Genomic DNA, 19,806 nt, shown 5'->3' on the forward strand with positions numbered 1-19,806 from the left:
GGGAGCCAAAGGGCCGCAGATCAAAAAAATACGGTTAGGTTTGCTTTAAATTTCTGTTAAATGGACAACAAGGGGTATAAAATTCTGGTGGCGGACGATGAGCCCGATATCCTTGATATTTTATCATATAACCTCATTAAAGAGGGGTACGATGTTACTACTGCGAAGGATGGTGAAGAAGCCCTGGACCAGGCTAACCGGGTAAAACCGCACCTGATCGTTCTGGATATGATGATGCCCAAGAAGACCGGGGTTCAGGTATGCCAGGTGTTGCGGGCGCAGTCGGCGTTTAAAGATACGCTGATCATGTTCCTGACCGCATTAAATGATGAATCTACCCAGATCCGGGGATTAGAGACGGGGGCTGATGACTATGTAAACAAACCGGTGAGCCCAAAAGTGTTGCTAAGCCGGGTGAGCGCTTTGCTGAGGCGGATCCATAAGGAAGACAGCAAGATCATTAAAGTAGGACCGGTAACCATTGACCCGGAGAAGTTTCTGGTCCTGAATGGTGATAAAGAGATCATCCTGGCAAAAAAAGAATTTGAATTACTGTACCTGCTGGCCCTGAAACCCGGACGTGTGTTTTTGAGGAATGAGATCCTCAACGCCATCTGGGGAAATGATGTGATTGTGGGTGACCGCACCATTGATGTGCATATCCGGAAGATCCGGCAAAAGCTGGAACTGGATTGTATTACTACTGTGAAAGGAGTAGGCTATAAGTTTGAAGTGTAGGTTGATATCGATTTCAGGAATGACTTTAACGGATTGATCATGTTTGACCCAAAGAACCTTTCACCCAGGAAATTATCGTTTTACACCGCATTGGGTCTGGCTACCCCCATCAGCCTTATTGATTATGTATTTGAACAAAAGTGGCAGCCTGCTGTGGCGTCTTTTTTTGTCGTGCTGATCGGCGGGTACCTCCTCGTAAGTTTTGTACTGGAACGGTTTATTTACAGGAAGATCAAAGTGATCTATAAATTTATCTATCAAACCAAGGCTACCCGCCGGCAGGAAACCTACTACAAGTATATCCTTCCCAAGAAAAGCCTGGATGAAGTGGCGGTGGATGTAGAGAACTGGGCACAGGAAAACCAGCAAAAAGTGGCTACCCTGCAGGCCAATGAAGAATTCAGGCGGGAGTTCCTTCAAAACCTTTCCCATGAATTTAAAACACCGGTTTTTGCCATACAAAGCTATGTGGAAACGCTTTTGGCGGGGGATATGATAGATCCGGTGATCAGCAGAAAGTTCCTGGAAAAAACCTCCACCAATGTAGAGCGGCTCACCAACCTGTTGCAGGACCTGGATGAGATCTCCAGTCTGGAGCGGGGGGAAATAACGATTGTAAAGCGGAATTTTGTCATACAGGACCTGTTGAAGGATTCTTTTGAAGGCATTTCGATAAAAGCAGAGCAGAAAAATATTCATTTCAGCATTAAAAAGGGTTGCGAAGGACCGATCATGGTCAATGCCGATAAGGAAAAGATCCGCCAGGTGGTGATCAACTTGCTGGAAAATGCCATTAAATACGGGAAAATTAACGGCTCCATCAAAGCCGGCATCTATAAAACCGACGATAGGCGCATCCTGGTGGAGATCAGTGATGATGGAGTAGGAATTGCGGAAAAAAGTCTGCCCCGGATCTTTGAGCGCTTTTTCAGAACCGAAACGGGCCGCAGCATGGATGTTACAGGCAGCGGGCTGGGTTTGGCCATCTGCAAGCATATTATCGAAGCCCACCAGCAAACGATCCATATCCGCAGTACCGAAGGGGTGGGTACCACCATCGGGTTTACCCTGGCTGCGAAGAAGGACTGAGGAGACTTGAAAATGTGAAGGTCTAAGAATGTGGAAATTCAGCTGACCCTTTTCTTTACCCGTTTTACATACGCAATGGAAACCTGGGCTAATGCTGCAATTTTTGGTATGTCAAAATCGGTATTGGTAAGCAGGTTCACCACAAATTCGAAATTTTTTTCCTCCCGACCCTTTTGTACACCTTCTTCCCGCGCATAATTCAGCACATTGGCATGATCCCATTTATGTTTTAAGCTTTTATCGTAAAGCATCTTTTCCTCTTTTGTAAGGTTGCTGTATTCGGCGATATGAAACAGCTTCTGAAATATTGTTTTTCGCAGGAAGACCGGCATTTTCTTCATTTGACCGAGATTCTTTAGTACATACAGCCATTTTTCCAGATCTGTTTCCAATGCCGCTTCTGTCTTCACAAATTTATATAATTCTATATAAGAGCCTGTTTAAAATTCATTCAATGGCTTTATTATGGCTGTTTTGGGCTGCAACTGCGTTAAATTTTTCGCCATAGTGGCCTACTATGCCTGCAAAATTTTCCTTGTTTCGCTCCAAAATAGCTTCATAATAAATTCCATCAATAAAATTTAAACAGGCTCTAAATAAATCCCAGCTTATCATAAAACCGTATTCCAGATCCGGCACTGCAAAGCCCCACATCATGAAGCACGGTCCCCGTTGAAGGTGCTTCCAGCTCAAAATCTTCCAGCAGCGCAACCAGGTACACTTCCGGTAATTCATAATTCCAGAGATGCCGTTTGCCTTTGGGCGCCAGGTCACTGATCAGGCGGCTTGTATAAAAAAGCGCACGCTCTTTAAAATTTTTCTGATTGCTGCGCTGTACTTCAATAATGAACTTTTCACCACTACTCCCCGTGCACAACAAATCAAAAACAGCCCCGCCCCCATTGATCGTGTCTCCTTTGTATTCTGTTTTGCTGAAACTGAGCTCTGTAATGTGTTTTTGGCCATTGAAGATGCTGTTAAGAAAAGCAATCAGCAGATCTTTATGCGGCTCTGTTCCAAAAATGCGTTTAAAGCCAAAATCTGTAAGGGGATCAATATAAACAGCAGTGCTTCCCGGTTGTTTTGCAGTAGTCATAGGTATGTATTTTTAACAAAGGTGCCCTATAAAGATAAGGATTTTTGAATGGCATTGCAAGGGAATGGTTTTATCCGGATTTACGGATACTGGCCGAAGATCAGCGAGCTGCAATTGCCTCCAAACCCAAAAGAGTTGGACATTACATAACGGAGGGCCTGTTTTTCGTACGCTTGTACCGGGATAAGACCGGTTTTTTCAATAGGTGTTTCAAAATTCAGGGAGGGGTATATTTCCTGGTGGTGCAGGTTGAGGATGCTGTAAATGGCCTCCACAGCGCCGGCAGCGCCCAGGGTATGACCGGTATAAGATTTGGTGCTGGCAAAGGCCGGTACCCGGTCAAACAAGCGCAGCATGGCTACACTTTCTGTTTCATCATTGTTTTCAGTAGCCGTTCCATGTGCATTGATAAAATCAATGTCCTGCGGCCGGAGACCCGCTGTTTGCAGTGCTTCCTGCATGCAAAGAAAGGGACCATCGGCATTCTCCGAGGTAGAAGAGGGGTGGTAGGCATCATTGGTATTGCCATAGCCTTTTAGTTCAGCATAAATCCGGCGGGGGGACGCAATCTTTTCCTCTTTTTCCAAAACGATAAACGCTCCGGCCTCGCCCAGGTTTAAACCTTTCCGGGCCACATCAAAAGGCCGGCAGGGGGCATCGGAAAGGATCATAAGCGCATTAAAACCATTGATCGTAAACTTTGCAAGACTATCGGCTCCTCCTACAATAGCCCGCTCCGCCAGTCCGTTCTGTAACAGGCGGGCTCCATACATGATGGCGTTGGCCGATGAGGAGCAGGCCGTATTAAAAGTGTTAACAATACCGCCGATGCTAAAAAAAGACTGGAGAAAAAGCGTGCTGGCGCTGTTGGAGTAGGAGGCCAGGTAAGGGCTCCCCGAAGTGGTAGCGGTATTGGCATCAGCATACATCTGATCTGTTAAACACATGCCGCCTACCGTGCTGGCACTGATCAATGCTGTGGAGCTTTTGCGCAGATCCTGTTCCGAAAGTTGCGCATCATTTATAGCTTCCTTCAGGGCATGCAAGGCAATCAGGTCGGTACGGGTCGCTTCCGGATAGGCCGATACCGGCAGCGCTCTTAATGCAGCCGTATCCTTTTTGACCTCACCAAACGGGAGGAGCCCGGTATATTTTGACTGTAGGTGAGCGGCGTTGCCGATACCCGAACGCCCGGCTACCAGCGACCGCCGGTTTTCTGCTACTGTATCACCGATCGCGGAAATAAGCCCTATGCCGGTAACGAAGATCCTGCCCAAAACGGAATTTTATTTTGTACGGTGCTGTTCGATATAATCTACCATTGTATTAACGGTAGTTAATATTTTTCTGCCTTCTTTAGGATCCTGGATATTGATGCCATACTCCCTGGAAAGCATTACAATAAGCTCAATGGAATCAATGGAATCCAGTCCAAGGCCTTCTCCAAACAAAGGCTCCTCATCTTTGATATCCTCAGGTTTTACGTTATTCAGGTTCAGGAACTTAATGATCTGTTCTTTTACCTGTTGTTTCAATTGTTCTTTTTCCATTATTTATTCTATAAATAGTTATCAAAAATAAGCATCTCCGGCGGTAGTGATCACCTGTTTTATCCAGACGATGAGCAGCAGTCATTCGTTTTATGTTGCTGCAGTAAATTGTTTTAAGAAACGGACATCATTTTCACTAAACAGGCGGATATCATTAATGCCGTACTTTAGCATAGCCGGGCGTTCTACGCCCATGCCAAACGCAAAACCAGTATATTTTTCGGGATCAATACCGCAATTTTGCAATACGTTCGGATGTACCATACCACAACCTAAGATTTCAACCCATCCTGTCTTTTTGCAGATATTACATCCCTTCCCGCCACAGATAAAACAGCTGACATCCATTTCAGCGCTGGGCTCGGTAAAGGGAAAGTAGGAGGGGCGGAACCTTACCCGCACATCTTTTCCATACATTTCCCGTACAAAAAAATAAAGGGTTTGCTTCAGGTCTGCAAAAGAAACGTTTTCATCAATATAAAGCCCTTCCACCTGGTGAAAGAAGCAATGACTACGGGCACTGATGGTTTCGTTGCGGTATACCCGTCCCGGGCAAATGACGCGGATGGGTAGTTTGCCCTTTTCCATTTCCCGGATCTGGGTATTGCTGGTGTGAGTACGCAGGAGCCAGTCAACGGCCGCATTTTCACCGGCGTCTACATAGAACGTGTCCTGCATATCCCGTGCAGGGTGATGCTCCGGCATGTTCAGTGCTGTGAAATTATGCCAGTCGTCCTCAATTTCCGGGCCTTCTGCCACGGCAAATCCCAGCCGCTGAAAAATAGAAATGATCTTGTGGCGCATCAGCGAAATAGGATGGCGGCTTCCCAGCGGAATGGCATCACCCGGTAACGTAAGATCTGGTACCGCATGGCCGCCCGCTCCGGCTCCGGCTGCTGCGGCTTCTTTCAGCTGGGCATACCGGGCTTCGGTGAATAGTTTAAATTCGTTCAGTAGTTGTCCGGCTTCTTTCTTTTGCTCCACGGGTACATGCTTCATCTCGCCCATTACCTCTTTTACCCGGCCTTTGGTGCCCAGCCATTGAATACGGAATGCTTCTGCCGCCTGTTCACCGGTACCGGAAAAGTTTGTAATTTCCTGTTTATAAGCCTCTAATTTTTGAATCAAATCCTGCATAGCGGGCAAAGATAATTAAAATACAGGAGGCAATGTACCGGCATTTTCAGGTAGACGGGGCCCTTTTTTGCATTATTGGCGCTGCAGGAGTACGCTCACTGCCCGGATAGGGGTGACCGCAGTATGCGGACCTTTTTGGGATATTGTCCGGGTATATTGAAAATTTTGTAAATTAGTATTGAAAACACTTTAACCATTGAAAAATAAATGAGAACACCATGCAGTTAACGTTTATTCAACAAAGAATTTATGAGGTAAGGGAACAGCGCGTAATGATGGATTACGATCTCGCCCACCTGTACCAAATTGAAACCAAGCGGCTGAAGGAGGCTGTAAGGAGAAACAGGAATCGTTTTCCGGAGGACTTTATGTTTGAACTGGCAAAAGAGGAATATGATCTTTTGAGGTCGCAATTTGCGACCTCAAACCGGGGCGGCCGGCGTTATATGCCGTTTGCCTTTACCGAACACGGTGTGGCCATGCTGGCATCTGTGCTAAACAGCGATAAGGCAATTGAAATGAATATTGCAATTGTGCGGGCTTTTATTGCTTTACGGGAATTGGCCCTGTACCGGGGCGACTTTTTGCAACAACTGCAAAGCCTGCGTAACGATTTGCACCACCGGATTGATGTGCATGACGCCCAGCTGAGCCAGATATATGAGGCTTTGGAAAAGATGCTGAATACAGAAGCAGAGAAAAAAGCCAGGGAAGAAGCGTGGAACAACAGGAAAAGGGTCGGTTATAAATGAAAGGCTTAATACCCCCGTAGGGCAGACCTGCAGCAATTTCAAAATCTTAAATGATACCGGACGCCTGGTAAAATCAAAAACCCTCGCAGGATGTACCTGCAAGGGTTTAAAAGCTGTAGGGGGAGGGCTCGAACCTCCACGAGGCAGTTAGCCGCAACACAAATTCCGTGGTGGTCAACCCCGGTCGGTTCTGACCGAAATCAGAACCGGCTCTATGCTGTGTTTATCCTGGACTCCTCACCCCCGAGACAAGAGGGCATGTCTGCCAAAAATTTCATCACCCCACAGTGTAAAAGAACCCGCTGCTTTCAGCGTTCGATAGAACAAAAGTAGGCAATGTTCCCCTATTTTTCCAAATAATTCAATAAAAATTTTGAAAATATAGAAAATGTTTAAATATTTGCAATAATTGTTGAATTATTTAAAATCAATATTGCTTAAATGAACAATAAATTGAATCTGGACAAACTCGATTTGCAGATCATCCAGCACATGATGGAGGATGCTGAAATTTCTTATGCCGACCTCGGTAAAAAACTTTTTGTGTCGGGCGGTACTATACATGTGCGCATCAAAAAACTGCAGAAAGATGGCATAGTGAAAGGTACAAAATTAAATACAGATCTGAAACTATTGGGGTATGATGTTATTGCTTTTATTGGAATTTATCTGAAAGAGAGTTCCCTGTACGACTCGGTAGCCAAGGAGTTGTATAAATTAAAAGAAGTTGTACGCCTCAATTATACAACGGGAAATTACAGCATGTTTGTGGAAATCATTTGTAAGGATATCAGTGAACTCCGGAATGTATTGCATGAGAAGTTACAGAAGATCAAGGGTATTGAAAGAACTGAAACGCTTATTTCCCTGGAAGAGAGCTTTGCAAGGAATGTAAGGGTGCTGGACTAGGGGTACTCCTGCCTGCGGGTCCCGCAGTTCCTGATCAGTAACGACCCTGCTTCTTATAATTTTCCTCTTACATTGAGCGCATCGCGTAACCCGTTTCCAAAAAGATTAAAAGCGAGTACAAGAAGCATGATGGCAAAGCCCGGAGCCAGCGCCAGCATCGGGTTTTGTGTGATAATGAAATTATAGTTTTCCTTGATCATCAATCCCCAACTGGGTTGCGGGGGCTGTACACCCACCCCCAGGAAACTAAGACCGGCCTCAATAACGATTGCAGAGGCAAAATTGGCTGCGGCAATCACCAGCACAGGCCCCATAATATTGGGCCAGATATGACCGGCAATAATCCGTGCATTTCTGAATCCAAGCGCCCTGGTCGCTTCAATATATTCGAGCGCTCTTACGGCCAGCACCTGGCCCCTTACAAGCCGTGCCACATTAACCCACATTGTTAGTCCTACAGCAATGAATACCTGCCAGAATCCTTTACCCAATGCCAGTGTAATGGCAAAAACCAGCAGCAGTGTAGGAATACTCCAGATTACATTGATGAACCACATAATGATCTCATCGATCCTGCCGCGATAAAATCCGGCCAGGGAACCGAGGATCAGCCCAATGCTGATAGATATGAGTACAGTGATCATGCCCACACTCAGGCTGACCCGTGTACCCACAATGAGCCTGCTGAGGATATCCCGTCCATAGCTGTCGGTACCCAGCCAGAAGGTTTTTGTAACAACTGGTTCTGAAGCCAGCTGAGCCTTTGCAAAGCGCATGGTTTCGGTCAGGCCCTCGTCAATGTATTTATCAATAAGCACACTGTCTCCCGTATACCGGTAGCCCGTTATGGGAATATAGTCTGACTGATCCGGACGGCCGCCGATCAGCTGTTGCAGAAAACCAGCGGGGACCGGCTGTTGTTCTTTTTTTACTTTTAAAAAGGTTTGCCGGGATCCGGGTTTGGCACCTCCGATCTCAAGGATGATCCGGTTGGCGTTGGGGGAACTGTCTTCTGCCAGGAAATAGCAGAAAACCGCTACAAAGATTGAAAAAAGGATCACACACAAACCGGCCACTGCTCCTTTGTTCTTTTTGAGCCGTTTCCAGCCTGCCTGTCCGGATATGGAAAATAATTGCATGGAGTCCAAATGTAAGAAAAAACGGGCGCTGTTATATTCCGGGACCTTTTACTTTCATTTTTGCGTGGTTGCTTGGTTTAAGCATGCTGATTTCAGATGCCTGTCGTATCAATGCATTGTCCAATTTGACATTTGTATGCGGTTTTGATGCAACACACGAAACGTTATACACACTGCCCGGGGTGGGGCCCCGGGGCTGGTATGCTATTTTACCCGCCGGCCCTTCCACTCATACCGGCCAAAACTCCCCAGGAAGCCGGCAAGTATGGTATAGCCGATGTGCAGCGGCTGAAACAGGAAGAAGTATTTTAACCGCGATTGTTTGCCAAAGAATGTAGCCACATTTTTTATAAAAGGGAGCTCAATAATCGTTTTCAGGGTCCAGAAAACGAACAGGGCGAGGAAATAACAGCTGTTTACAAACCCGGCAATAAATAAAATAAGAAAGGAGCTGTTAAAAAGATACACAAGAAACAATACTGCAAATATGCGTTTGTCATCATAACTGGTGGCTTTACTGGCCCAGCGGATGCGCTGGTTAATGAATGCACCCCAGGTGGGAGCAGCAGCTGTTTTTATGATCGCCTGCTTTGATTTCAGATAAGCGATCCGCTGCGGATACCGCTTCCATATTTTATGCATCAGCAGCATATCATCGCCGGAGGCGATGGTGTCAATGCCGCTAAACCCATCCACTTCTGCAAAAACATCACGCCGGTAAGCGAGGTTGGCTCCATTGCACATAGTATGGATGTTTCTGTAAACCGAGGCACCGGTTATGCCCTGCAATGTAAGGAAGTCCAGGTCCTGAAACAAATTGACCAGGGTCGGTTCTTCGATAAAGGCAACCGGGGCGGCAATGAATACCGGATCTGTTTCTTTTACGATGTGTGCAATGCTTTGCAGCCAGCCGCCAGGCGCCAGGCAATCGGCATCTGTACATACGATCCAGCTATGCTGTGCGGAGGCAATTCCGGTTTCAATGGCTTTTTTCTTGTAAGAGTTGAGCCCTTTTCCGGCGAGCCGGATGAGCCGGATAGAAGGCCCCGCTTCGTTTTCTGCTGCAAACCGTTCTACAAGTGAGGCGGTGTTATCGTCTGAATGATCATCTACAACGATCACTTCAAAAAGATGGGATGGATATTGCTGTTGTTTTATTGAATCCAGCAACGGCAGGATATTGATTGCTTCATTCCTGGCAGGAATGATAATACTAAAAGTGAAGGCTTCATTAACCGGCATACCGGCCGTAACCTGCATTGGGATCTGGTTCCAGCTCCTGGTGTAAAACAGGATGAGGACCGCATAGAGTAAAAATAAAACGCCGGTAATGCCAATAAGCCACATGCAACAAAACTACTGCATCAGCAGAACAATTGGATAATATTGATGAAAACAGGTTGCCGGAACCAACTATTTTTTCGGATGCACTGCCCTCCAGATCTTTTTTGGGGAATCATAATTGGTATATCCTGATCCTGCAACGGGTTGCTATACTACCCAATAAATGGCTGTCGTAAACTGCAATCATTTTGTCGTTTTCTGTTATCACGATTCGAAAAGCCGTAGTATATTTTTGCCGCATGAAAAAAGTATTTACATACAAACGGGTTTTAGGAACCGTTACCATAACTGCCGGGGTATTATCCGCTGCTTGCATGTTGGCAGGTATAATTGCCGTGGAGTTTAATTTTGATGTTTTTAGTGATACGACGCTTTTACTGCAATACGCACGTAATTCCAAATCAGCTTATTGGTTTTTATTATTTGATATGGCCGGTTACTATTTGCTCTTACTGCCGGTTATCTTTTACCTCCACCAGCAGTATAAATATCATTCTCCGTGGGTTCCTCTGTTCACTTTTAGCGGTATCAGTTATGTATTGACCGGGGCAATTGGTGCAGCAGCACTGGCTGCCGTTTGGCCCTATTTAATGCAAAAATACAGCGGGGCGCCGGCGGCAGACCAATATGTGATCGAATTAATATTCAATTCTATGACGACGGCGGTAGCAAAAGGACTTTGGAATATGCTTGAAGTACTGTTTGCTGCTGTGTGGTGGATGGGGTTTGGTGTGTTGCTTCGAAGGGACAATAAAATAATAGGAATGATATCCATTATAACAGGGGCTGCTTGTTTATCAGATGCAGTGGGCACCATAACCGATTGGAATGTATTGGCCGAAACAGGGGTTAATATTTATTTGGTTTTGGGTATCGTTTGGCCTGTTGTGCTGGGAATATATATCCTGCGCAAATCTGATACGATAGCACCTTTCAGCGCGGTTGCTTCAGACTTTATCAACGATTAAAAAACAAAAGCATGTCAGTATTTAAGACTATAGGCAAATGGATCGGCAGGATGGTGCTTCTTTTGCTTTCTGTTTTGTTGTTGGGGTACCTCTTTATTTATTTTAGTACGGAGAAACGTATGAATAAAACATACCGCTTCTCAGAAACACCACTAACGATACCTTCGGACTCTCAATCTATTGAAAGGGGAAAACACTTGTATGAAATAAGGAGTTGTGCCGACTGTCATGGTGCCAAATTGGAAGGAAGCGTTTTTATGAATGACGTTATGTTGCTACAGATAACAGCGCCCAATTTGACTAAAGGCAAAGGCGGCCTTCCGCCTGATTATGCGGCAGAAGACTGGGTACGCGTACTGCGGCATGGCGTAGATAAGAATGGCAAATCACTCTGGATGATGCCGGCACATGAAAGCGCGGTACTTCATAAAGACGACCTGGCACAACTGATCGCCTATTGTCAAAGTGTGCCTGCTGTAGATAATCAACAGGAAAAGCTAAAAGCAATAGGCCCGATTGGTCGTGTACTGATGGTAATAGACCGGGTTGCTGTTTTGCCGGCAGAGCGTATCGATCATGAAATTCCTATTGCTGTTAATGCCCCTGCCAATAAAGTTGAAATCGGAAAGTACCTGGTATCAACCTGCCAGGGATGTCACATGGCCGACATGAAGGGGGGCTCACCAGTGGCACCGGGGTTTCCACCGGTTCCGGACATTAGTGCAAAAGGTGCACCGGGAGGATGGACAACGGCAGAATTTATAAGTACATTTCGCAGTGGTAAAACCCCTGAAGGCAAATTCCTGCGTAATGAATTTATGCCCTGGAAAAATATGCAACATTTTACCGATGAAGAATTAACATCAATACTCAGCTATTTAAAAAGTGTCAACTAACTATTTGTTGGTTGTTTCACTGGTTCGGTAAGAACTTGGCGTTACGCCCGTCCACTGTTTAAAGGATCGCTGAAAAGCCGCTTTATCCGTGTACCCAAGACGGTCGGCAATTTCAGCAACGGTAAGATTCTTTGCAGAAAGAAGGTTACAAGCTATTTCTTTTCTTATTGATTCTGTCTCTGCCCGAAAGCTGGTATTTTCTTCCTGTAGTTTACGCTGTAATGTACGCACGGTAAGGTGTAAACGTGCTGCAACTTCTTCAATACCGGGAAAGGAAGGTGTGCTCAATTCCAAAATAAGCGTTCGCAGCTGTTGAATGAACGAATGGTTTTCCTGATGTAGCTTTTGGTACAGCATTTTAATGAATACATCATTTAATTCGCGATTATAGCCAAGAATGCTGTGTTGCAGATCTTTTAATGAAAATACAAGGGCATTTGCGGGTTTATTAAATAGCGGCTGACATTTAAAAATCCGTTGATGTTCGGTGGTATCCCTTATCCGTGCGTACCGATACCAAACCTGCAAAGGTTGTATATGGAAACCGGTTAGCAGCCGGAGGATATGTAAAGTACCGGAAAATGCAATGTCTACACTTTGCCTTGCTGTTTCGGGTGAAAGATCATTCCATACGGCAATAGGTTCACACCGGTAAACAACTTCACTACCGTTTAATTCACTACCGAAATAATACAAGCGCGTGAATGAAGTAGTGTATTCCTGCAGGTGATGTAATGCTGTTAGCAGATCTTTGCTGCTTTCCATTAAATGGCCTGTAATACCTAATACATTGACAGTAGTGCGCTCCCCGATGTGAAGCCCCAGGTCTGGATCTCCTGAAATTTGAAGTGCTGCATCCATGAGTGCACAGTTCTGCTCTAAAGACAGTTTCATGTCGTGATTATCCAGGTCGGAAACAGAAATATTACCCTGTGCACAAATTTTTTTCAATGCTTCTGTTGTGCGGGCTGCACCCAGAATAATATTGCGTAAAATGGACATGCTTACCCACAATGTTTGCATATGCTGTAGATATATATGTTAAAAATAACAAAAGAACATTACAGCATCTGCTATCAGACCTATGAAAACGATGCCGGTTGGTTGCATTTTAGTTTAGTCGAGAAATTTTTTATATGTAGGTCTGTAACCCAATAAGTACGCCAACGGAGTTAACAGAATGAACAGGATTTTCTGAACCAGGAAGGATGGCTTTGATAGCCGGTAGACATTGGCATATTTGTTTGCCATCAAAGTTCCTTGTAAAATATTGGGCACCCCATCTTTGTCTGTTTTGCCTTCATTGGCAAGCCCGGTTACCGTTTCCAGTAAATGTTCTGTATCCATAGCCGGCCGTACTTTCCAGTTTACAACCGTCTTGCTGGCGGAGTTGTTCCACATCGCATGGATTTTGCGGGCTGGGATATGCAATTGCTGGCCTTCCTTCATAACAGTTAGGTGCCCATCGATGCGAACGGTTAACTCGCCTGATAAAACGGTAAAGTCTTCTATCTGATACGGATGATAGTGGGCAAGCGGTTCTTTAGAATAGGCGCTAAAAATTGTTTCCATTTCTAAAAGCTTTCCATTCGTGTCTTTGCCCGTTTGCAGAAACCGGATGTTTTGCCCGGTGCTGGAATTTTGTATCGTTTTGTTCTTGTAAGCCATTTATTGCAAAGGATTTTATTAAAAGACTGGTTTTGGTGTATCTCTTATCGCAGCAATAGCCGGTTATGCTCAAAAGTATGCGAAAGTGTTGAAAATTTGATCAAACCAGTTTTGGCCGTTCAACAGGATCCTTTCTGATCTGCCAATGCTTCCTGGTCCTATTCAAAATGGCCCGGATCTAAAATTTCCTGTACTTCTTTATTTTGTAATAATCGATGTCCTGCCTCCAAAATCACTGTTTGCACCTGTTCCTCAATACCCGCAGTAAAATCTGCACCACGGCTTGCAGGAATGACCTTGTCATATTTGCCAAAATACAGGTGTACAGGAGTCTGATTGCGGGCAATGCTTTTTTTTATTTGTGCAATATCGGGCCTGAAGAAGCGAAAAGCGGTCCATACGGTATAAAGCAGGTTCCGCACAGGGGGATGGTGCAGGTAGCGGACCGTAAACTTTTTAATGCCGGCATTGACTACCCCGGTCTTATGAAGGATACCCGCAAATTTTATCAGCCAGCCCGGATGTTTCATAGTTACGGCAAATAGGCGGTTGCCGACGATCGTATGCGCAGAGAACCAGTACCAGAAACTCATTTTCAAACCATCGGGGGCCAGTAATAAGAGGCGGTTGACCTGTTGCGGGTACTGCTGGTAATAAGAAAGGCACATCCGCCCTCCCAGGCTGAACCCGAGGAGGGTTAGCGGTTGGGCTGTGGAGCGGGATTCTGCAGCAAGAATGTTTTGAATGACCTCGTGAAGCATGGCCGGGGTAAACCGGAGCCCCTCTTTCCACAGGGTATTCCCGTGGAAAGGTGCATCGATCGCCAGGAACGTGTACCGGTTGGCCGGATCCTGTAAAACAGCAAAAGCTTCGGCCGACTCGTTGAATCCATGGAGGCAAATCACTGTTTGAGGACCGCTGCCGCTGATCCTGTAGCTGATGGCCGATTGCTGATATGAGATATATTTCTGATCCAGATGCACGGGTTAAAGGCTCCCGCCAGATGCGGGAACACTGCAATTTCGTTTATTTTAACACGAATCCGGCAAGAATAAGATAGAAGGACTTCGGATATTAAGAAGCAGGGCTTCATTTCCTGATCGTGCAGGGGAGCACAGGTAAATGAAATGCTCCCTGCAATCTCCGTTCAGTTGGGGATAGATTGCATTATTGTTCGTTTTGAACAGTACAGCCGGTAACGGGAAATGGGATTTCATCCCGGGTTTGAAACAGTTCATCCCGCCGGCGCTGCTGCAAACCTGTGAAGTGCTTATCTTCAGGAAAAAATGAGGCACTTCTGTCTTTTTTGTCTTTTTGCCGTAGCGGGTGCGGCATGCAATAAAACAACAACGGATCCGGTACCGGGTCCTTCCGCTGCAGCGGTTAAACATATCAGTCTTGGCAACCAGGCCATTGCCTTTGGTCAACAGGTATCTGTTGATATAGACAGCAACGGAACGGCCGACCTTGTTTTTAAAACATCATTGATCGGCGACCCCATTAATGGCGAGGACAAGAGGCAGTGGCTCGTGCAAACCTATGGCAATGCCCGGCTTCCGGTTAATAATGCCGACCACATCCCGGTATTCCATAGCAGGCAAAGGATCGGGACTGCAGATTTTAGCGGCTATCATTGGTCGGAAGGTGTTGCTGCGTTGTTATCGGAGAAAGTAACCACGGTACAGGACCAGGTCATTTGGCGGGGAGACTGGGTGGCCGCCAGCCATCAGTTTATTCCTTTTTTAACCGGCCGCAACAATGACGTGTACACCGGGTGGGTGGAGATCAGTTTCAGCGCTGACCAGGAGCTGCTGATTCTTCATAAAGCGGCCCGGTCCACTAAAAGCAATCAGGCGATTGAAGCAGGTGGCTAGTTTTTCCGGAAACAGGGGAAAGATCGTTCAGGCAGGCGGGATAAAACCGCCTGTTTTTTTTGAATCTTTATTGACGACAATCAACATCGAAAATGTTAATTGGATCAAAAAATAGGCTAACTTTGGTTAGTTGTTAAAACAACTATATGCCAAACAACCAATTTAAAAAGAGCGAGTTATATAGTTTCATCACCGGCGTGGCCAGCACAGCCATTGCCAGGCGATTGCAGAAGAAGTTCAATCAGGCAGATCTGAACCTGACTATTGAGCAGTGGAGCGTATTATACCATTTGTGGAAAGAGGATGGCATCAGTCAGCAGGATCTTTGCAAGGCGACATTCAGGGATAAACCCAGTATGACAAGGCTGGTGGATAACCTGGAGAAGGCCGGAATGGTAAAACGGATCCCGTCAAAGGCCGACCGGAGAAAGAACATGATTTACCTTACGGAGCAGGCCAAAGAAATGCAGGATCCCTGTTACGGCTTTGCAGAAGAAACCGTGGAGGAAGCGCTCTCCGGCGTGAGTGATGATAAAATTGAAGTTTGTAAGGAAGTACTGAAGATCGTATACGAGAACCTGAGGTAGCCGGTGCCCGGAACTATCGGTTATAAGCGCTTCGGTTACCGGCCGATAGCTGAAGGCGGATTTACGGAAGCCCGGCATTTAAAAAACTTTAAAAATAAAAACAATGGATGCTGCTGTAAACAATGAAACCATCGCAAAAGGTGCTGAATGGCTGATAAAGGAACAGTTGCCTGCTCAAACCTTTATGGCCAATGAGTTTGATGAAGAGCAGCTGATGATCCGCGATCTCTGCACCCAGTTCCTGGAGACAGAAGTATGGCCGAACCTGGACCGTATTGACAGTATGGAGCCCGGGCTGATGAAATCGCTGGTACAAAAGGCCGGTGAGCAGGGGCTGCTGGCTACTTCTTTTCCGGAAGAATACGGTGGGCTGGGCAAAGATTTTGTGACTTCTACAATTATTAATGAATACCTGGGCGCCGGCCATTCTTTTTCTGTGGCTATTGCGGCGCATACCGGTATCGGAACGCTCCCGATCCTGTATTTTGGAAACCCTGAGCAAAAGCAGCGTTATATTCCCCGGTTGATCACCGGCGAGTGGACAGGGGCCTATGGTCTTACCGAGCCCAATAGCGGCAGTGACGCATTGAGCGCCCGGACCACTGCCAGACTGAGCGATGATGGGAAATATTATATACTGAATGGTCAGAAATGCTGGATCACCAATGGTGGCTTTGCCGATGTGTATACGGTATTTGCGAAAGTAGACGGCGATCAATTTACCGGCTTTATTGTAGAGCGGGGAACGGAAGGGTTTACACAGGGACCGGAAGAACAGAAGATGGGTATTAAAGGATCCTCAACCGTACAACTATACTTTCAGGATGCCAAAGTGCCTGTCGAAAATGTGTTGGGAGAGATCGGGAAGGGGCATAAGATCGCCTTTAATATATTGAACATCGGGCGGCTGAAACTTTGTGCAGCGGCGCTGGGCGGGGCACGCAAGGCTTTTAATACCTCCCTGGAATATGCAAAAACACGAGAGCAGTTCAAACAACCGATCAGTAATTTCGGGGCCATCAAACACAAGCTGGCTGCAATGGCGATCGGGATGTTTGCCGCCGAATCGGCATTGTACCGTACTGCAAAATGGATCGACCAGTTTGAACAAAAGCTCCTCGCAGAAGGCAAGCCTTTTAATGAGGCATTGCTGGGTGCTGCAGAGGAATATGCCATTGAATGCGCCATGTTAAAGGTATTTGGAAGTGAGCTGCTGGATTTTGTAGTGGATGAAGGTGTCCAGATCCATGGCGGTAACGGGTTTAGCGCCGAGTATAATATCTCCCGGGCCTACCGCGATAGCCGTATCAACCGCATTTATGAGGGTACCAACGAGATCAACCGGTTACTGATCCTGGATATGACGCTGAAACGCGCCATGCAGGGGCGTTTGAACCTGATGGCACCGGCTATGGAGGTCCAGAAAGAACTGATGAGCATTCCCGATTTTGGAACAGAGGAGGAAACGCCATTTGCGGAGGAACGCAAACTGATCATCAATCTTAAAAAGGCCATCCTGATGGTGGCTGGGGCCGCTGCGCAAAAGCTGATGATGAAGATAGAAAGTGAACAGGAGATCCTGATGCATATTGCAGATATGGCCATGGAGGTTTTTCATGCAGAGAGCATGTTGCTGCGTACAATGAAAACGGCTGAAACCAAGGGCGCCGCTGTTGCCGCAGACTATGCAGATATGACCCGTATATACCTGTATGATGCTGCAGACCATGTAAACAAGGCGGGCAAGGATGCCATTAACGGCTTTGCCGAAGGGGATGAGCAGCGGATGATCCTGATGGGGTTGAAACGGTTTACCAAAGCGCAGCCCTTCAACAGTAAGGAAGCCCGGCGCCGGATTGCTGATAAACTGATCACAACAGGTTATTACAATTTTTAATACCTTGGTATGAGCAATGGAAAGACGGGGCAAACGCCCCGTCTTTTATGATCCGCAGGGGCCGGAACTGCAGGGCCGGGCATTAAAAATTTTTCAGTTTTTAACAGAGCTTTTTATATTTGTTCTCTGTTATTGATTAACTATTATGAGAACTACTTCGTTTATAATGCTTTGCCTGTTGGGCATTTTTCCGGCTACAGGAAATGCCCAGGATAAAACAAGCCAGAAATTCGGAAAAGTAAGCGCTGCGGATTTTACATTAAAATCGCCGGTCATTGACTCTAATACCAGTGCCGTGGTATTATCGGATGTGGGTACATCGAAGATCGAAGGCAACAATAAAGGCTGGTTTTCGCTGATCCATAAGCGAACCACACGGATCAAAATACTGGACAAGAAAGGTTTTGATGCGGGTAATGTTTCTATAGACCTTTATACCTCGCCGGAAGGTGAGGAAAAACTGACCGAAGTAAAAGGGATCACCTATAACCTGGAGAATGGTGCCGTGCAGCAAACAAAGCTGGAGGCATCGAATGTCTTCAAGGAAAAACAGAACCAGAACTGGGTGTCAAGAAAGTTCACCTTCCCTAATCTTAAAGAAGGATCGATCGTGGAATATACTTATACCATAGAATCCGAGTTCCTGTTTAACCTTCGGTCCTGGGAGTTCCAGGGCCCCGATCCACGATTGTTTACCCAATATACGGTTTACATTCCTCAGTTTTTCCAGTATGTATTCTTATCGCAGGGATATATACCGCTGAAAAATACGAAGAAGGATGTTTTTAAATCCTGGTCTGTATCGGAGTCAAACGGAACCCAGGCTACGGAGCATTATTCCCTTTCCGGTTATGAAACACAAAATACCTGGTCGGCAACGGATGTGCCCGCCCTGAAAGAAGAGCCGTTTACCTCATCCATCGAAAATCATAATTCAAAGATCGATTTTCAGCTTTCCCAGTACCGGTTCCCCAATATGCCAACCAAGGACGTGATGGGTAACTGGACCACTGCCAGCGAACAGTTATTGAAACATGAAAATTTTGGGGCCGAGATCACGCGCTCCAACTTTTGGTTGGGCGATGAAGTTAAGAAGGTCGTATCCGGCACTACCACCGATCTTGGGGCGGTACAGGCAATCTATGCTTTTGTACGGGATCATTTTACGGCTACAGGATCAGGTGGCTTTTATATGTCGGACAATACCAGCCTGAAAGATATTTTCAGGAAAAAAAGCGGAACGGGAGCCGAGATCAACATGCTTTTGATCGCGATGCTCCGTCAGCGGGGCATCACCGCCGACCCGGTTTTATTGAGCACCCGTAGCCATGGCGTGGCAAACCCGTTTTACCCATTGCTGAACAAATATAATTACCTGGTTTGCGCCGCCCGAGCAGATGGAAAATCCTATTACCTGGATGCTACCCGGCCCCGGATGGGCTTTGGAAAACTGCCGGCTGAGTGTTACAACGGATCGGGTTTTGTTGTAAATACAGCGCCGCGGAATGTGAGTTTTGATCCGGACTCATTGCAGGAGCGGAAAACCACTTTGTTGTTCCTGGCAAACAATGCGGATGAAAAGGGGCTTAACGGGTCTTTTACCTCTACTCCGGGGTATTATGAATCGGCCCGGATACGGGAGGAGCTGGCAACTAAAGATAAGGAAGCCTATTTAAAAGAAGCGGAAAAATCCTATATGTTCCCGGTGCGTCTTTCAGACATACAGATCGATTCCCTAAAAAAACTGGAGTTCCCGGTGTCGGTAAAGTATAAGATGAACTTTGACCTGGGTGCTGAGGATATGATCTATCTGAACCCGATGTTCAGCGAAGCGGTCAAAACCAATCCCTTTGTTTCGGCCGACCGGAAATACCCCGTGGAAATGCCGTACACCCTGTACCAGTTATATGTGCTGAATATGGAGATCCCGAAAGGTTATGCAGTGGAAGAACTTCCTAAATCGACACGTGTACTGCTCAATGAGAATGAAGGCATGTTTGAATATATCATCAGTGCTTCCGGAGGGAGGATCATGCTGCAGAGTAAGGTCGATATTAAACGGGCCTATTTCAGGGCAGAAGATTATCAATCCCTTCGGGATTTTTTTGGCCATATTGCCCGGAAGCATAGTGAGCAGGTGGTTTTAAAGAAAATTAAATAGT

The 19,806-nt window shown here is 46.2% G+C and carries 21 protein-coding genes; 10 read left to right on the forward strand and 11 right to left on the reverse strand.

Going from position 1 to position 19,806, the window contains the following annotated elements:
* Positions 1-60: 60 nt before the first annotated feature.
* A complete protein-coding gene (locus BLS44_RS21350) occupies positions 61-738 on the forward strand; it encodes a response regulator (protein ID WP_090392268.1) in 678 nt (225 codons plus the stop codon).
* Between the two features lie 39 nt (positions 739-777).
* Entirely contained in the window at positions 778-1,827 is a 1,050-nt protein-coding gene (locus BLS44_RS21355) for a sensor histidine kinase (RefSeq protein WP_090392269.1), read from the forward strand.
* 38 nt (positions 1,828-1,865) lie between these two features.
* Here BLS44_RS21355 and BLS44_RS21360 read toward each other — a convergent pair whose 3' ends face one another.
* The 6 genes from BLS44_RS21360 to pheS all read right to left on the reverse strand — a co-directional run bounded on the left by BLS44_RS21360 (position 1,866) and on the right by pheS (position 5,610).
* Complete coding sequence (locus BLS44_RS21360) at positions 1,866-2,255, reverse strand: PD-(D/E)XK nuclease family transposase (protein ID WP_090392270.1); 390 nt, start codon at positions 2,253-2,255, stop codon at positions 1,866-1,868.
* A gap of 19 nt (positions 2,256-2,274) precedes the next feature.
* A complete protein-coding gene (locus BLS44_RS26690) occupies positions 2,275-2,442 on the reverse strand; it encodes a hypothetical protein (RefSeq protein WP_176954507.1) in 168 nt (55 codons plus the stop codon).
* On the reverse strand, positions 2,420-2,923 hold the full coding sequence (locus BLS44_RS21365) for a PD-(D/E)XK nuclease family transposase (protein WP_090392271.1): 504 nt from the start codon (positions 2,921-2,923) through the stop codon (positions 2,420-2,422). Before BLS44_RS21365 ends, BLS44_RS26690 begins: the two co-directional genes overlap by 23 nt.
* Positions 2,924-3,003: 80 nt before the next feature.
* Positions 3,004-4,200, reverse strand: coding sequence for a beta-ketoacyl-[acyl-carrier-protein] synthase family protein (locus tag BLS44_RS21370; RefSeq protein WP_090392272.1), 1,197 nt, complete (start codon positions 4,198-4,200; stop codon positions 3,004-3,006).
* Positions 4,201-4,209: 9 nt separating this feature from the next.
* Positions 4,210-4,473, reverse strand: a complete 264-nt coding sequence (locus BLS44_RS21375; protein WP_090392273.1) for a phosphopantetheine-binding protein — start codon at positions 4,471-4,473, stop codon at positions 4,210-4,212.
* A 90-nt stretch (positions 4,474-4,563) separates the two neighbouring features.
* Positions 4,564-5,610: a phenylalanine--tRNA ligase subunit alpha gene (pheS, locus tag BLS44_RS21380; RefSeq protein WP_090392274.1), complete on the reverse strand. Its 1,047-nt coding sequence runs from the start codon at positions 5,608-5,610 to the stop codon at positions 4,564-4,566.
* 218 nt (positions 5,611-5,828) lie between these two features.
* On the opposite strand from pheS, the gene BLS44_RS21385 reads away from it, so the two are divergent.
* Both BLS44_RS21385 and BLS44_RS21390 read left to right on the forward strand, forming a co-directional pair.
* Complete coding sequence (locus tag BLS44_RS21385; RefSeq protein WP_090392275.1) at positions 5,829-6,362, forward strand: ORF6N domain-containing protein; 534 nt, start codon at positions 5,829-5,831, stop codon at positions 6,360-6,362.
* Positions 6,363-6,803: 441 nt separating this feature from the next.
* Entirely contained in the window at positions 6,804-7,271 is a 468-nt protein-coding gene (locus BLS44_RS21390; RefSeq protein ID WP_090392276.1) for an Lrp/AsnC ligand binding domain-containing protein, read from the forward strand.
* Positions 7,272-7,324: 53 nt separating this feature from the next.
* Here BLS44_RS21390 and BLS44_RS21395 read toward each other — a convergent pair whose 3' ends face one another.
* Both BLS44_RS21395 and BLS44_RS21400 read right to left on the reverse strand, forming a co-directional pair.
* Positions 7,325-8,410, reverse strand: coding sequence for an ABC transporter permease (locus tag BLS44_RS21395; RefSeq protein ID WP_090392277.1), 1,086 nt, complete (start codon positions 8,408-8,410; stop codon positions 7,325-7,327).
* A 204-nt stretch (positions 8,411-8,614) separates the two neighbouring features.
* Positions 8,615-9,757 (reverse strand): glycosyltransferase, encoded by a 1,143-nt coding sequence (locus tag BLS44_RS21400; RefSeq protein WP_090392278.1) that lies wholly within the window; start codon positions 9,755-9,757, stop codon positions 8,615-8,617.
* Positions 9,758-9,993: 236 nt separating this feature from the next.
* On the opposite strand from BLS44_RS21400, the gene BLS44_RS21405 reads away from it, so the two are divergent.
* Both BLS44_RS21405 and BLS44_RS21410 read left to right on the forward strand, forming a co-directional pair.
* Positions 9,994-10,722 carry a hypothetical protein gene (locus tag BLS44_RS21405; protein ID WP_090392279.1) on the forward strand — a complete coding sequence of 243 codons (729 nt, stop codon included), beginning with the start codon at positions 9,994-9,996 and terminating at the stop codon, positions 10,720-10,722.
* Between the two features lie 11 nt (positions 10,723-10,733).
* A complete protein-coding gene (locus BLS44_RS21410) occupies positions 10,734-11,618 on the forward strand; it encodes a cytochrome c (RefSeq protein WP_090392280.1) in 885 nt (294 codons plus the stop codon).
* Here BLS44_RS21410 and BLS44_RS21415 read toward each other — a convergent pair whose 3' ends face one another.
* From BLS44_RS21415 to BLS44_RS21425, 3 genes are all read right to left on the reverse strand, one after another.
* Positions 11,619-12,641 carry an AraC family transcriptional regulator gene (locus BLS44_RS21415; protein WP_090392281.1) on the reverse strand — a complete coding sequence of 341 codons (1,023 nt, stop codon included), beginning with the start codon at positions 12,639-12,641 and terminating at the stop codon, positions 11,619-11,621.
* Between the two features lie 93 nt (positions 12,642-12,734).
* The gene (locus tag BLS44_RS21420; protein WP_090392282.1) at positions 12,735-13,286 is read right to left on the reverse strand and encodes a cupin domain-containing protein; all 552 of its coding nucleotides are present in this window, start codon (positions 13,284-13,286) and stop codon (positions 12,735-12,737) included.
* Between the two features lie 158 nt (positions 13,287-13,444).
* Complete coding sequence (locus tag BLS44_RS21425) at positions 13,445-14,269, reverse strand: alpha/beta hydrolase (protein WP_245729345.1); 825 nt, start codon at positions 14,267-14,269, stop codon at positions 13,445-13,447.
* Positions 14,270-14,572: 303 nt separating this feature from the next.
* Between BLS44_RS21425 and BLS44_RS21430 the strand changes: the two genes are divergently transcribed.
* The 4 genes from BLS44_RS21430 (at position 14,573) to BLS44_RS21445 (ending at position 19,805) form a co-directional block, all read left to right on the forward strand.
* Positions 14,573-15,160, forward strand: coding sequence for a hypothetical protein (locus BLS44_RS21430; RefSeq protein WP_090392283.1), 588 nt, complete (start codon positions 14,573-14,575; stop codon positions 15,158-15,160).
* A gap of 146 nt (positions 15,161-15,306) precedes the next feature.
* The gene (locus BLS44_RS21435) at positions 15,307-15,747 is read left to right on the forward strand and encodes a MarR family winged helix-turn-helix transcriptional regulator (protein WP_090392284.1); all 441 of its coding nucleotides are present in this window, start codon (positions 15,307-15,309) and stop codon (positions 15,745-15,747) included.
* A 103-nt stretch (positions 15,748-15,850) separates the two neighbouring features.
* Positions 15,851-17,644: an acyl-CoA dehydrogenase family protein gene (locus BLS44_RS21440; RefSeq protein WP_090392285.1), complete on the forward strand. Its 1,794-nt coding sequence runs from the start codon at positions 15,851-15,853 to the stop codon at positions 17,642-17,644.
* A 145-nt stretch (positions 17,645-17,789) separates the two neighbouring features.
* Positions 17,790-19,805: a transglutaminase family protein gene (locus BLS44_RS21445; protein ID WP_245729346.1), complete on the forward strand. Its 2,016-nt coding sequence runs from the start codon at positions 17,790-17,792 to the stop codon at positions 19,803-19,805.
* Position 19,806: the final 1 nt, after the last annotated feature.

It is taken from the genome of Niabella drilacis, assembly GCF_900101395.1.
GTDB classification, from domain to species: Bacteria; Bacteroidota; Bacteroidia; order Chitinophagales; family Chitinophagaceae; genus Niabella; species Niabella drilacis.

Excerpts from the sequence above, each read along its gene's own strand:
- BLS44_RS26690 (WP_176954507.1), bottom strand. The coding sequence starts at position 2,442 with ATGATAAGCTGGGATTTATTTAGAGCCTGTTTAAATTTTATTGATGGA.
- BLS44_RS21420 (WP_090392282.1), bottom strand. The coding sequence starts at position 13,286 with ATGGCTTACAAGAACAAAACGATACAAAATTCCAGCACCGGGCAAAAC.
- pheS (WP_090392274.1), bottom strand. The coding sequence starts at position 5,610 with ATGCAGGATTTGATTCAAAAATTAGAGGCTTATAAACAGGAAATTACA.
- BLS44_RS21410 (WP_090392280.1), top strand. The coding sequence starts at position 10,734 with ATGTCAGTATTTAAGACTATAGGCAAATGGATCGGCAGGATGGTGCTT.
- BLS44_RS21400 (WP_090392278.1), bottom strand. The coding sequence starts at position 9,757 with ATGTGGCTTATTGGCATTACCGGCGTTTTATTTTTACTCTATGCGGTC.
- BLS44_RS21385 (WP_090392275.1), top strand. The coding sequence starts at position 5,829 with ATGCAGTTAACGTTTATTCAACAAAGAATTTATGAGGTAAGGGAACAG.
- BLS44_RS21395 (WP_090392277.1), bottom strand. The coding sequence starts at position 8,410 with ATGCAATTATTTTCCATATCCGGACAGGCAGGCTGGAAACGGCTCAAA.
- BLS44_RS21350 (WP_090392268.1), top strand. The coding sequence starts at position 61 with ATGGACAACAAGGGGTATAAAATTCTGGTGGCGGACGATGAGCCCGAT.
- BLS44_RS21430 (WP_090392283.1), top strand. The coding sequence starts at position 14,573 with ATGAGGCACTTCTGTCTTTTTTGTCTTTTTGCCGTAGCGGGTGCGGCA.
- BLS44_RS21435 (WP_090392284.1), top strand. The coding sequence starts at position 15,307 with ATGCCAAACAACCAATTTAAAAAGAGCGAGTTATATAGTTTCATCACC.
- BLS44_RS21375 (WP_090392273.1), bottom strand. The coding sequence starts at position 4,473 with ATGGAAAAAGAACAATTGAAACAACAGGTAAAAGAACAGATCATTAAG.
- BLS44_RS21390 (WP_090392276.1), top strand. The coding sequence starts at position 6,804 with ATGAACAATAAATTGAATCTGGACAAACTCGATTTGCAGATCATCCAG.
- BLS44_RS21415 (WP_090392281.1), bottom strand. The coding sequence starts at position 12,641 with ATGCAAACATTGTGGGTAAGCATGTCCATTTTACGCAATATTATTCTG.
- BLS44_RS21405 (WP_090392279.1), top strand. The coding sequence starts at position 9,994 with ATGAAAAAAGTATTTACATACAAACGGGTTTTAGGAACCGTTACCATA.
- BLS44_RS21355 (WP_090392269.1), top strand. The coding sequence starts at position 778 with ATGTTTGACCCAAAGAACCTTTCACCCAGGAAATTATCGTTTTACACC.
- BLS44_RS21365 (WP_090392271.1), bottom strand. The coding sequence starts at position 2,923 with ATGACTACTGCAAAACAACCGGGAAGCACTGCTGTTTATATTGATCCC.
- BLS44_RS21445 (WP_245729346.1), top strand. The coding sequence starts at position 17,790 with ATGAGAACTACTTCGTTTATAATGCTTTGCCTGTTGGGCATTTTTCCG.
- BLS44_RS21440 (WP_090392285.1), top strand. The coding sequence starts at position 15,851 with ATGGATGCTGCTGTAAACAATGAAACCATCGCAAAAGGTGCTGAATGG.